Raw genomic sequence first — 14,093 nt, forward strand, 5'->3', positions numbered from 1 at the left:
CCTCTTCGTTTGCTTAAAATATATCCATTAGCTTTTCAAGTTCATCCATCGTGAGATCTTCATCCCCTACATCACTAGGTGTCATCTGGGTTTCCTCCTGTGATACGCAATGTGAGATCAGCGCCTTCACATTCTTTTCAAGAAGGTCCTTGAATTGTTCCATCGTACGTTCTTCAAATTCAAGATGATGATAAGAAATCGTCACATGGAGCATGGCTTGTTCGACGAAACCAACAATATCAATTGCATGAGGTTTCTCTGATTCAGGACTCAGCGATTGTCCTGGATGCCACGTTGAACGGCTTAACTCACCGCTGATCTGTTCATCAAACTGACCAAGATAGTTAAAGCTGATATGTGGCGCAAGCTCAAATGAGATATCGTCCTTCATCTTGTCAGGGGTTAAATATTTTAATATGCCATAGCCGACTCCCTTGTTCGGGATGTGCCTGAGTTCCTCTTTTAAATGCTTGATCTGATAAGAAAGATCGTCTGCATGCGACATATCCAGTAACACAGGATACATACTTGTAAACCAGCCAATCGTCCGTGATACATTGACCGCAGGGAGGATGTTCTCTCTTCCGTGTCCTTCAAGATGAATAAAGTGTCTGTCTTCACCAGTCCACTCTTTCATGGACAATCCGAGTGCTGTCAGCAAAATATCATTGATGTCTGTTTGATATGCTTCATGTACATCTGTCAGCAGACTGCGCGTTTCCTCCTCAGACAATGTAAAACGAATGGTCTGTGTATGAAGCATCCGCTGATCCTCCGTCACATGATCCTTTTGAAGCGGTGTAACAGAATGCGCAAGTACCTTTTTCCAATAAGCTCTTTCCGACAGCAACTCATCTGACATCGCGTATTCCGTCAGCTTCTGGGCATATTCTTGGAAAGAGTGTGTTTTTTCAGGAAGTGTCAGGATTTCCCCGCGCTTCGACTGTTCATAAAGAGCCATAAAATCTTCAAGGAAAATACGCCATGACACACCATCGATGACAAGATGATGTACAGCGAGCAGTAAATGATCCCCTTGATCCGTTCGGAAAATGGCTGGCTTTACTAAAGGTCCTTCCGCTAGCGATATACTCGCCTGCACTTCATTTGCCAGGTTTTCTACCTGCTGGATTTGCTGCGACAGTTCCCCTTGTACTTCTACCACATCAACAGCCACCAAATTTTCTTCGATTTTTCGATGACGCTGGATTACGCGTCCTTCTTCAAGCGGATACACCATTCGCAAGGCATCATGATGGATCATGAGCTGCTCCAACACTTGCTGAACGATGGTTTCATCCAAGCCATTTGGAGCTTGGAGCATAACTGATTGGTTCCAATGGTGCTGACTCGTAAAGTTTCGTTCGAAGAACCAGCGCTGAATCGGTGTGAAAATAACTTCTCCTTCGACAGGTGATTGGTCAGCTGTCAGTTGATCAGCTTCTTCGATATATGGGCGCAGCTCCGCAATCGTTGGGTATTGGAAAAGCAGTTTCATATCAAGCTTCCAGCCCGCTTGTGTGAGCCTGCTTGCCATTTGAATGCCTTTAATCGAATCTCCGCCAAGGAAGAAGAAGTGATCGTGAATGCCGACTTGGCTGACGCCAAGCACGTCTTCCCAAATGCCGCATAGTAGTGTTTCCACTTCGTCTCTTGGTGCTTCGTATGCTGTTTGGTTCGCTTCCATATTTGGTGCTGGCAATGCTTTCAGATCGACCTTGCCATTTGCCGTCATCGGCAGTTGGTCAAGCTTAATGATCCAAGAAGGCACCATATAGTCTGGCAACGTGCGTTTTAAGCTTTCTTTTAAGTCTTCTGTTTCATTCTCCGTGATGACATATGCGGCAAGGGCATCCTGTTCACTGGCATCTTTGACCGTTGTCACGACTGCTTCTTTGACTGAATTCAGTTCAAGAAGCTGAGCTTCAATTTCTGACAGCTCAATCCGGAAGCCACGGATGTTGACCTGATGATCTTTTCTGCCGAGATAAATCAGCTCGCCATCCTCTGTCCATTTCACTAAGTCGCCTGTCAGGTACATACGCTCACCTGGATAAAATGGATCTGGGACAAAGCTTTTCTCTGTTTCCTCTGGAAGATTCCAGTACCCTCTTGCCAGTCCTTTTCCTGCGATCACAAGCTCACCCGGTACGCCTGGCGGCGAGAGGTCATATAACGAACCCATAATGTAAAAACGGGTATTGGCAATCGCTGTTCCAATCGGAAGCGTGCCTTGATCTGGATCGATGATCCCGCTTGTCGCCACGACGGTGTTTTCTGTCGGACCGTAGTTATTCACGAGTTGATATGGAACTGGTTTTACCTGTTTCAGCTTGTCTCCTCCTGTTAGTAAGTAACGCAAGGAGTGATTGTCCATCGACATAAACTGCTCGCATAGCTGAGTTGGCAGGAATGCAATGGTGATATTTTCGTCATTGAAATACGCATTGAGCTTGATCATATCGAGACGAATCGCTTCATCAATGATGTGCAGCTCTGCGCCGGCAATCCATGTCGGGAACATTTCCCAAATAGAGGCATCAAAGCCAAAGCCGGCATATTTGGCGGTTCGATCCGCATTTGTCACTTGAAAGGCATCATTGTGCCAGAACGCAAGATTCACAAGGGACTGGTGCTCGACCATGACACCCTTCGGCTGTCCTGTCGTTCCAGATGTGTAAATCATATAGGCGAGATCTGTTGGTTTGACATGAACCTGAATTTCTTGTGCTTCGCCTTCTACGGCATCTTCTATCAACAGGACATGACCTGCAAAGGAAGTTGGTGCAGTTAATCCTTTTTGCATGAGAAGAACCTCTGCCCCGCAGTCTTCCAGCATGTAGGCAATACGCTGATCCGGGTAATCCGCATCAATTGGAACGAATGCCGCACCTGACTTCAAGATGCCAAGGACAGCTGCCGTCATGTCAAGGGACGGACGGGTGAGAATGCCGACGCGGTCTCCTCGTTTTATGCCCCTTGAGATAAGTCTTGAAGCGACTCTATTTGCCCGATTGTTCAGCTCTTCATACGTCCAGCTCGTTCCGCAGAAGGTCGCCGCTTTTTGGCGAGGTGCTTCAAATGCCTTAGCCTCGATCAGTTCATGAACCGTTTGATCTGACGGAACGTCTAGGACAGGACCTGACCATTCGTTGAGCATTTTTTGCTGCTGCTTCGGTGATAATAGCTGCATTTGATCTAGTGATTGTTCTGGCGCTGATACCATTTGTTCCAATAAATGAAGGAAAAACTCCTTCCATTTTTCAATCGACGACTGTTGAAAGATAGAAGAATTAAAATCGAACACAAGCTCAATGTGATCAGCCGATTCGTTTCCAGTTAAGGTCAAATCAAATTTGGCGATATTCTCTTCGAATGGCTCCGGAACAATATGAAGTCCATCCATCGTTAAATTACGGATATCCGCATTTTCCATCGAGAACACCACATCAAAGATTGGATGACGGCTAGTGTCTCGAACCGCTTGTACTCGGTCTACCAATTCTTCAAATGGGTACAACTGATGCTCATTTGCCTCTAACACAAGCTGATGAACATTTGACGCAAATTCTGCGGCTGTCAGATGTCCTGCTGGCTTTGTTCTAAGTGCCAGCGTGTTCACAAACATACCAATGACAGATTGAATATCAGGATGAGTTCTGCCTACAATCGGCGAACCGATGATGATATCTTCTTGTCTTGATAGCTTGCTTAAAAGGGTACTGTAGCAAGTGAGCAGCACTGTATACGTCGTACTGTTGAGTGCTCTGACCAGCTCATCCAATTTCGCTTTAAGCGGCCCATTGATTGTAAATGAGACACGATCTCCTGCGAATGTTTGCACTTTTGGTCTTGGCAAATCTTCTGGGAGTGCCAGTACAGGCAGTTCTCCTTCTAATTGCTCCAGCCAAAACGCCTCTTCAGCTCTTTTTTGTGCAGCAAACGTCTCGCTTTTTGACCAAACCGCATAATCCTTATATTGAACAGGTAATTCCTCTAGCTTGTCTCCTCGATACAAGGCTGAAAGCTCTTCAATTAAAATGCCCACAGATGCACCATCTGAAATGATATGATGCATATCAATCAGTAAATAATGGACATTTACGGAAGCAGAAACTAGACCTACTCTGAGTAGAGGCGCCTTTTCTATATCAAAAGGACGGATAAAATCATTCATCAATTCCTGTATGTCTCTTCCGTTCCCTTCGATTGTCTCAATATCTACGGAGATGTTTGGTTCAATCCGTTGAACAGGTTCATTCTGAACAAAATCAAAGCTCGTTCGGAATGCTTCATGACGATGGACAAGCTGTTCAATCGCTTTTTTAAATCGTTTTTCATCAAAAGCACCTTCTAGCTTTAAAGCAGCCGGCATATGATAGCTTTGCTCCGCATCGGTCATTTTCTCCAATACAAACAGTCTTTTCTGAGCAGATGTCACTGGATAATAGGCCGCTTCTTCTGCGATCTCCACTCGCTTGATCTCCATTTGATCCGCTTGATCAACCGCCAAGGCAAACGCCTCTAATGTCGGGGATTCAAATAAAGACTTCAAAGTGAGCTCCACATGCATCTCTTCATACAGCTTGTTCAGCATTTTCATGCCGCGTAGCGAATGGCCGCCGCATTCAAAGAAATGATCGTTCCTGCCGATTCGCGGCACTTCAAGAACTTCCTCCCAAATGCGCGCTACGTGATGCTCTGTTTCGGTTTGAGGAGGGAAATACTCATTTATCCCCTGCTCACTTAGGTCAGGCACCGGCAACGCTCGCCTATCTACCTTGCCGTTATTCGTAAGCGGAAGCTCGTCTAATTGCATGAAGAATGACGGCATCATATACACAGGCAGTTCACGTCCTGCTTGCTCGCGCAAATCAGTTAATGAGACGGATCCTTCGGCTGTAAAATATGCACATAATGTGTCATTTGGGGCTGCAATGACGACGGCTTCCTTTAATTGCGGATGGCGCAGCAGCTGATGCTCAATTTCTCCAAGTTCAATACGCTGACCACGAATCTTCACTTGATGATCGATTCGTCCAATGAATTCAATCTCTCCATTTGACAGCCAGCGGGCAAGATCACCCGTTTTATACATGACCTCACCAGAGCGGAAAGGATTTTCCACGAATTTTTCACTTGTGAGTTTTGGCTGCCCATAATATCCTTTGACCATTCCATCACCAGCGACACATAGCTCTCCTGCTACACCTGGCGGTTGCAGCTGTCCAAATTCATCTACAATATAAACAGCCGTTTGACTCACTGGCTTTCCGATTGGAATGGATAACGCCTGCTCCTCAATGTGATTCACTGGATAATACGTAGTGAAAATCGTACTTTCAGAAGGACCGTACATATGAACAAGCTTGCCTTCCCCTACCGTTTCAAGTGCAGTCATGACATGAGGTACGGAAGCACGTTCTCCGCCAAATAGAACTTTTCTGACGTTCTTTAGGCTGTCTTTTTTCATATCGATAAGTAAGTGAAAAAGAGCTGTCGTGATCATTAAAATACTGACTTTCTCCTTCTCAATCGCTCCAGAAAGCTCATTCATATTTAAAATATGATCCTTTGGCAGAACAATCAGTTTCGCACCGTTTAATAAAGCACCAAACACATCGAACATAAAAGCATCAAATACATAGTTTGATAGGCTCATCACCGTGTCTTCATGATGAATGGCAAGATAATTTGATTGCTTCACTGTTCTCAAAATGTTCCGGTGTGTCACCATATTTCCTTTAGGTTTTCCAGTTGTACCAGATGTATAGGTCAAATTCGCCAAATCCTCTGGCAATACCCGAATGTCTATATTGCTGTCTGATTGCTGAACAATTCCACGATCTTCTGTTTCGATGATGGTTCCCTCGAAAGAAGCAAGCACCGAACGATGGCGCAGCACTTGATGTGTCAGTAAGAATTGCGCACCGCTGTCTGTTAAAAAGTGCTTCACGCGTTCATCAGGGAAATCAGGATCAATTGGTACATAGACGCCGCCCGCCTTAAGTACAGCTAGAACAGAGAGTACCATCTCATTAGACCGTTCAAAGAATAAGGCTGCTTTCATCCCTCTTTCAAACCCATGTTCACGTAAATAATGAGCCAGCTGATTCACACGGTCATTTAGTTCTTGGTAAGAAAGAATCACACCTCCACATTGGAGGGCAGACTTATGACCGTGCGCCTGCACCTGTGCTTCAAACTGCGTCACAATGGTTTCTTCTGACGGATAAGGCGTCGGTAACGGATTCCACAGATTCAGTTGAGCTTCTGCTTCTTGTTCAGACAGTAATCGATAAGATCGAATTGCCTCCTCCGGCGCTTGAACCATCTGCTTCAGCAAATACATATAATGATGAAGCATCTGCTCGGCTGTACTTCGTTTAAATAGCGCCGTACTGTAATCGAGGACAAAGGATAACCCTTGATCTGACTCCATCGCTTGCAGCGTTAAATCAAACTTTGCAATATGGAAATTGGTTTCTTCGATTTCAACTTGCATTTCTCCTATATGCTGGGCTGATTCATGATCTGGCATGAGTGTAAAAACGGTATCGAATAATGGATGACGGCTAAAATCCCTTGGCACATTCAGTTTTTCAAGCAGTCGTTCAAATGGATATTGCTGATGCTCAAATGCATGCATCGTCTTTTCCTTCACTTGCTCGATCAACTGCGACATGGTTCCATTCGGATCAACCTCGGACCGCAAAGCAAGTGTCTGGACAAACATGCCAATCATGTCATCCAAGTCTGCATGCACACGCCCCGCCGCCGGTGTTCCAACCACGAATTCCTTTTGACCCGTGTACTTCGCAAGCAATGTATAGTAAGCAGAAAGCAGAACCGTATACAGTGTCGTATGGTGTTTTGCCGCTAGCTCCTGTAATTGCCGCTTTAACGTTTCATTGATTTCTTTGATCACACGATCCCCTGCAAACGACTGGACCGCTGGGCGCTGATAATCGGTCAGCAGCTGTAAAGCAGGAAGATCACCCGAAAATTCCTGCAGCCAGAATGCTTCTTCTTTTTGAAAATCTTGTTGTTCTTGCCAAACAGCATAGTCCTGATATTGAAGCTTCAATGGGTCTTTGACCGATCCCTCGTAAGCATCTGACAGCTCACGCAGCATCAAATCAATCGAAAGACCATCTGAAATCAGGTGATGCATATCGAAAAAGAGCAAGTGCTCCTGATCATGTAATGACTTCAAGCCAATGCGAAGAAGTGGTGCACACTCAAGGTCAAAGGGTCTGACAAATTGCTGCATATTTTCTTCCATCGTACCGCCTGTTAGCTGCTCTATTTGAAAAGGCACGGATGGAGCTACCCGTTGACGCGGAACACCTTTCAACGTATGAAAAGACGTACGCAGCATATCATGACGTGTGATGAGTTTTTCAAAGGCTTCCGTCAGCTTCTCTTGATGCAGCGTTCCTTTTAACCTCACAACAGCTGGCATATGGTATGCAGTGCTTTGCTCTAATTGACTCACCATATAAACGCGCTGCTGTGGAGGTGACAATGGGTAATGGTCTAAGGCAGGTGCTTTAGGTATCACCGTTTCAGAAGATGTTTCCGCTTGCTCAATGTAGGCAGCCAAAGCGGCAATGGTCTGCTGTTCAAATAAAACGGACAGCGGCACCTCCACCTGAAAATCTCGCTGCACATGTGTGAGTACAGTCATTGCTTTCAGTGAATGCCCCCCTCGTTCGAAGAAGGAATCATATATACCAATCTTCTCTTGACCAAGAATTTCTTCCCACAAACGTACAAGCTTCGTTTCGAGACCGTTTCTAGGCGCAGCATAAACAGCTTGAACGGCTTTATCTCCTTTTAGGGCAGCAAGTGCACGACGATCAACTTTGCCGCTGACTGTGAGTGGAAATGCATCGAGCTCTTTGAAATAGAGCGGCATCATGTAAGCTGGTAGCTGATGTTTGATAGCGGCTTGAAGTATGTCAACTGACACATTTTCATGACGAGCTTGATAGTAAGCACTTAACGCCTTTTCCCCGTCCGCTTCTTCGACAACAAGTACGACAGCTTGATCCACTCCATCTACCTGCTCCATCACTGCTTCAATTTCGCCTGTTTCTATGCGGTAACCCCTTATTTTCACTTGATCATCCATTCTGCCAAGATAATCAATTGTGCCATCCGGAAGCCATCTGACTAGATCCCCTGTTCGATACATCCGCTCATCTGGAGAAAATGGATCTGCCGTAAATACTTTCTCCGTCAATTCAGGCTGATTCACATAGCCTCGTCCAACACCTATCCCTGCAACGCACAGTTCTCCAGCAGCCCCCTGTACCTGTAATTGATCATGGTCATTTAAAATGTAAAGACGGTGATGACCGAGCGGCTTTCCGATTGACACATAACGCTGCTGTTCAGAGGATTCGCGCAGCTCACTTAGTTCTAGGCGATGAACCGCCGCATCGACACACGTCTCAGTCGGACCATACACATTCCACAAAGTAAAATCAGGCTCACTCATCCGAACCGCTTCGATAAGAGAATATGCTGCTTTCGCAGGCAATGCTTCTCCCCCAACTAACATATGCCTCAAGGACAGCCCATCTAATTCCGTTGCAAGTAAAAGCTGCACATGCGCCGGTGTTCCGTCCGCTGCCTCAATTTGATGTTTTTTATAATAAGCCGCTAATTGAACACCATTTCTCGTTGTTTCTCGCGGGATGATATGAAGCGTATGCCCAAATAATAGCGCAGCAAAGATTTGTTTCACCGATGCATCAAAATGGAATGGTGCAAGAAGCGCCATTTGAAGCTCACTCGCCTCTTCATAAATCTCATGATGCAAGGCATGGACCAAATGATGCAGCTGAAAATGCTCAATCATGACGCCCTTCGGCTTTCCAGTCGTCCCCGATGTATAAATCATATAAGCCAAATCCTCTGGTACCGACTGATCTACAAGCTGAGGCAGCAGTTCATCATCTAATGCGATTTGCTGCTGCACGACCATTTTTTCCGAGAGGGCACGGTATGTTGAAACGAACGATTCCTCAGTTAACACAATGGAAGCACCAGAATCCTCCACAATATATTGAATACGCTCCTCAGGTAATGCCGGATCAATCGGTACATACGCCCCGCCAGCCTTTAATATGCCGAAGATCGACACCATAGCCTCTGCCTTCCGATCCATTAAGACAGCAACTGGCACATCACGCGAGACACCTTTCATTTGTAAAAAACGCGCCAGCTTTTCTGCCTTTTGAAACAGTTCTCCATAAGTAAATGCTCCATTTTCTGCTACAACAGCTGTTCGCTTTGCATACTTATTGGCTGTCTCATCAAACAGATGGTGAACCGGCTTTTCAGCTGGCTTTTCAAAAGGTTTTCTCTCAGATAATTGAAGCAGTTCCTTTTGTTCATCTGGTGGAAGTAAAGGGAGTTTGCCGATCAGCTGGTCAGGCTGGGAGACTGCCGCTTCTAGTATGATTAAGAATCGATCAAACATCTTACTGATTTCTTCTTCGGTGAATACATCTGTACGGTAGTCCAAATCAATGGTCAATGTATCAGTATCCCAGCGGTCCTTTACATGAATGGAAATATCATTCATTCCGCTCCCGCTAAAGATCGGTTCAGTAATGAAAGACAGATTCTCTTTTTTCTGCCACTGCATGACCTGGTATTCTAAAGAAATATCAAAAAGGCGTCCTGTAAACCCTTCTCTTTCTCGCAAATCATTCATAAGAAGATTGTAAGGGTACTTTTGGTGACGCAAGATCTTCATTTGATCCGCCATGACCTGTTTGACGAAATCAAGAAATGTTTGCGACCCCTGAACAGATGCACGCATCGGAATCGTGGAAACAAACATACCAATCATCTTTTTTTCTTTGGCGTTTGTTCGGTTGCCCATAAAGGTTCCAAGAACAACATCCCCCATGCCGCTAAAACGATGTAAATATACATAAACAGTGGACATAAACATCGAGAGCATACTGACTTTCTGCTCCTCACAAAACGCACGAAGTTTCTCCTTCAAAGAATCTGGAATATCCCCTGAAAATCGCTCCGCATGTAAACTCATCTCGTATCCCTTATGCGGTTTTAATGAAGCGAAATCTGGAATATTGGCAAATTGCTCATTCCAAAAAGCTTGGTCTTTTTGAAATCGTTTAGAAGTTTCATAGCTTTGCTCACTCATGATGTGGTCAACGAAGGAAATCTCCTCAACCGGTGAGATGTCTACCCCCTGCAGCATGTCCTGGTATAAGTCGATGATGCGATTTCCCATTAAGATAATGGAGATGCCATCCGCCACAATATGATGTGCTTTACAAAACAGCCAGCACTCTTGATCACTGATTTGAAAGACCGTAAATTCAATCAAGGGACTGTCAATCAACGGCATCGGCTCACGGATTTGCTCATTCGCCCAAGCCCTCACTTTTTCTTCACTCCAGCCCTTTTCCATGCGAATCGGCTGTTCTTCATAAGGCTTGATATATTGAACAGGCTCCTCCTGCTCATGTCGATACACCAGCCTCAACCGAAGGGAGTCAGTTTGGCGAATGTACGCTTGAAGCACGTCAACGACCAAAGATGGATCTAAACCTGATACCGATCTCAATCTGGCGAATCCACCCAAATTAGAAATACTTGTACCTGGATAAAATCTTTCCGTGTAGAATACTCGCTTTTGCGCATGTGTTAAGGGGTAATAAACTGTATTCATTTTCATCCTCCGCCTCTTCTATGTTTTCTCCACCAATGTGACACCCAGCACCCTCTATATCAAAAGAACCAAGTCTATTTCATTAAAATAGACAGAATACGGAAAGAAGCCCACCCCGAATAAAACGGAGGGACTCCCATTTTGATTCGGTAACCTGGCGACCTTAGTAAAAAAGCAACATTTACCTTAGGACATGGCTTTGCGTCTCTACGTTTCCATAGATTTGCCTTTTTCTTCTTTTCTTTTTAAATATTTTCTATATTACGTCCACTTTATATGAAATTATTGTTTTTTTCACCGAAAAATGGGTGTAAAGATTCATGCGTTATGCCGAATGAATCACATAATAATTTACGATATTTACCGAAAATAACTAATAATAGTTGCGTTCAACCGAAAAGAATCGACTAAATACCGCAAAAATTTCATGTTTTCCCTTAAATTTTGCAAATATGACCGAAAATGTAGGATAGAGGTCTCCTTCCACCCTCCACAATTTCTTAAATCTTAAGAACTATATTCCCTAAAAAATTGAAAATATTTACCGTAAAAACAACACAAAAAGAGCTGCCATTTCAAATGACAGCTCCCTTGTTTCTTCATTATATTTACATCACCTTAGACAGGCCAATTGTTTTTTCAATAATGAGCAACGCAATGATAGAAATGATAATAAATATGACAGATATCGCATTGACACTCGGATCAAAGGTTTGCTCAATGTAATTAAACGTCCTGACGGGAATCGTAATCGTTTGGGGAGAGGAAACGAACAAACTGATCGATATTTCCCCAAATGACGTCACGGCAGAAAATACCCCACCTGCAATAATTCCTGGCTTTATCAAAGGCAGCGTCACTCGAAAGAATGTGCGAATGGGTCCTGCGCCAAGATTCATTGAAGCTAGCTCAAGCCGCGGATCCAAATTCGAGACACTGACACCTACTGTTCGAACCACATAGGGAAAGCCAATGATGACATGACCTATGACAAGCGCCCACAAAGATCCCGTAAACCCCATAGCCGTAAACAAATAGAGCATGGCAATCCCTAACACTACTTGAGGAATCATAAGAGGTGACAAAATGAAGGCTTGAATCGCCTCTTTTCCCTTAAAGGAAAGCCTTGCTAAAGCATACGAAGCCATCGTGCCTAAAAGAACCGTGAGAGGCGTTACGATGAATAGCAAAATCACACTGATACGCAGAGACTCCATCCATTCTGGATTCGACACGACCTCTTGAAACCAACGAACAGAGAACGAAGTCGGCGGAAATTCAGGAAAGGCATTTGGACTAAAAGCAGATAGGACAATGACAAGAACAGGTATGGTCAAAAAGAGATAAACCAATGACCCAGCAGTCCAAATCAGGATGGAAAGCAAGCGATCACCTAATGATTTTTTACGCATGCATCCTCGCCTCCCAGCGCTTCAATAGATAGCTTAATAAACTGACCACCACAAGCACACAAACCAATAACGTAAAGGACATCGCTGCAGCAAGAGGCAAGTTATACACCTGCATGACCTGCTGATAAATAGAAAGCGGTAGCAGCGGCTGCATTCTTCCGCCGACTAAGAGCGGAGTGATATAGCTCCCAGCCGCCAGCGAAAAGACAATAATAGCCCCAGTCACCATCCCTGGAATGGTCAATGGAAAGGTCACATGAAAGAAGGTTCGAATTCGTCCAGCTCCTAGACTCATAGAAGCCGATCGTAAATGACGATCCATATCAGTTAAGCTCGTCGCAATAGGCAGCACTGCAAAAGGCAGCATGACCTGGACATAAGCAATAATCACCGCATTCATATTCCACAGCATAGAGAGCGGCTTCTCAATCACATGTAAATCTAATAACATGCCATTGATCAGACCATTTTGTGAAAGAAGGACAATCCATGCAAATGTCCGAATCACAACGCTTGTCAAAAGCGGCGAGACAAGTAAGATATAGAAAAATGCCCGCAGACGCGGATGAGGTGCCTTGACGAGCACGTATGCCGCAGGGTATGCCATCAATAAACAAATCACCGTTGTCTGTAAGGCTACCCACACTGTACTTCCAATCGCCTTCACATACGCATCTGTCGTGAACACATGAATATATTGAGAAAAGCTATACGTTTGTAATGTGTTCATCATTGAATCCACATCACGAAAACTGAGCACGAACATCATCACAAGCGGCGCTAGAAGAAATACAACAAGAAACAAACACGCCGGCAGCAGCATGAACCAATGAAATCGCTGATTCTTTTTCTTGATACGCATCACGTATGCACCTTCGAATCTAGGAAAACGATATCTTCAGGCTGCCAATTGATATGAATAGCTTCTCCAGCTTTCGGCAGCTCTGGAAATGCTGCATCAGAAGCATGAACAATCATTTCACCGCTATCGAGCCCCACCACCAAACGTAATGAGTGACCAATATAACTGACATCAGTCAGCACACCTGATACATGGTTGGACTGAATGTCTTCCCGCTCAGAAGATATGTTGATTCTTTCCGGACGGAGCATGAGTAAATGCTTCTCCTTCTTCTCTTGGTGTGACGCTGCCTTTAATTGAACTTCCTGCCCGTTTGACTGGATTAAATGAGGAACGATAAAAGCAGCTTTCGCTTCATCATAGACCGCCTCAAATAGGTTCACTTGTCCGATAAATTCAGCAACAAATCGATTGTTCGGCTGGCGGTACACCTCTAAAGGCGTCCCAATCTGCTGGATTTTCCCCTCTCCTAAAATCCCAACCCGATCAGAAAGACTTAATGCTTCCTCTTGATCATGGGTCACGAGAATGGTGGTAATTCCGACATTCCTTTGAATATTTCGAAGCTCTGTCTGCATATTTTTTCTTAGTTTTGCATCTAGGTTGCTGAGCGGTTCATCAAGAAGAAGAACAGATGGCTGAATCGCAAGCGCCCTTGCAATCGCTACCCGCTGCTGCTGTCCACCACTTAATTGATGCGGCATACGTTTCGCAAACGCTTCTAATTGCACAAGAGACAAACTCTCCATTACCTTCTCTTTAATTTCTGCCTTCTTTTTCTTTTGAACCTTTAACCCATACGCCACATTATCAAATACAGTCAGATGCGGAAAGAGTGCATAGCTTTGAAAAACCATACCCGTTTTTCTTTGATAAGGCGGTAAATTCGTCACATTCTGATCACCAACATAGACGACACCTTTTGTTGGCTCTAAAAAACCGCCAATGATGTTTAATAACGTTGATTTCCCGCAGCCACTAGGACCAAGAAGGGAGAAAAACTCTCCCTCATTCACCGTAAGACTGACATCGTTAAGAGCAATCTGCTCGCCGAAATGCTGGCTAATATGTTCTAAATGGATTCCACTCATACGATCAC

General features: G+C 44.6%; 4 protein-coding genes and 1 riboswitch. All 4 genes read right to left on the reverse strand.

Features of this window, described 5'->3' with window-relative positions; all coding sequences use genetic code 11:
- Positions 1-13: 13 nt before the first annotated feature.
- The 4 genes from MHH40_RS08480 to MHH40_RS08495 all read right to left on the reverse strand — a co-directional run bounded on the left by MHH40_RS08480 (position 14) and on the right by MHH40_RS08495 (position 14,085).
- Positions 14-10,720: a non-ribosomal peptide synthetase gene (locus MHH40_RS08480; RefSeq protein ID WP_340900935.1), complete on the reverse strand. Its 10,707-nt coding sequence runs from the start codon at positions 10,718-10,720 to the stop codon at positions 14-16.
- A gap of 145 nt (positions 10,721-10,865) precedes the next feature.
- Positions 10,866-10,958: riboswitch (cyclic di-GMP riboswitch) on the reverse strand.
- Positions 10,959-11,328: 370 nt separating this feature from the next.
- A complete protein-coding gene (locus MHH40_RS08485) occupies positions 11,329-12,132 on the reverse strand; it encodes an ABC transporter permease (RefSeq protein WP_003214190.1) in 804 nt (267 codons plus the stop codon).
- A complete protein-coding gene (locus MHH40_RS08490; RefSeq protein ID WP_003214329.1) occupies positions 12,125-12,994 on the reverse strand; it encodes an ABC transporter permease in 870 nt (289 codons plus the stop codon). Before MHH40_RS08490 ends, MHH40_RS08485 begins: the two co-directional genes overlap by 8 nt.
- Complete coding sequence (locus MHH40_RS08495) at positions 12,994-14,085, reverse strand: ABC transporter ATP-binding protein (protein ID WP_050943225.1); 1,092 nt, start codon at positions 14,083-14,085, stop codon at positions 12,994-12,996. Before MHH40_RS08495 ends, MHH40_RS08490 begins: the two co-directional genes overlap by 1 nt.
- Positions 14,086-14,093: the final 8 nt, after the last annotated feature.

Source organism: Bacillus sp. FSL K6-2431 (assembly GCF_038005165.1).
GTDB classification, from domain to species: Bacteria; Bacillota; Bacilli; order Bacillales; family Bacillaceae; genus Bacillus; species Bacillus pumilus.

Excerpts from the sequence above, each read along its gene's own strand:
- MHH40_RS08480 (WP_340900935.1), bottom strand. The coding sequence starts at position 10,720 with ATGAATACAGTTTATTACCCCTTAACACATGCGCAAAAGCGAGTATTC.
- MHH40_RS08485 (WP_003214190.1), bottom strand. The coding sequence starts at position 12,132 with ATGCGTAAAAAATCATTAGGTGATCGCTTGCTTTCCATCCTGATTTGG.
- MHH40_RS08490 (WP_003214329.1), bottom strand. The coding sequence starts at position 12,994 with ATGCGTATCAAGAAAAAGAATCAGCGATTTCATTGGTTCATGCTGCTG.
- MHH40_RS08495 (WP_050943225.1), bottom strand. The coding sequence starts at position 14,085 with ATGAGTGGAATCCATTTAGAACATATTAGCCAGCATTTCGGCGAGCAG.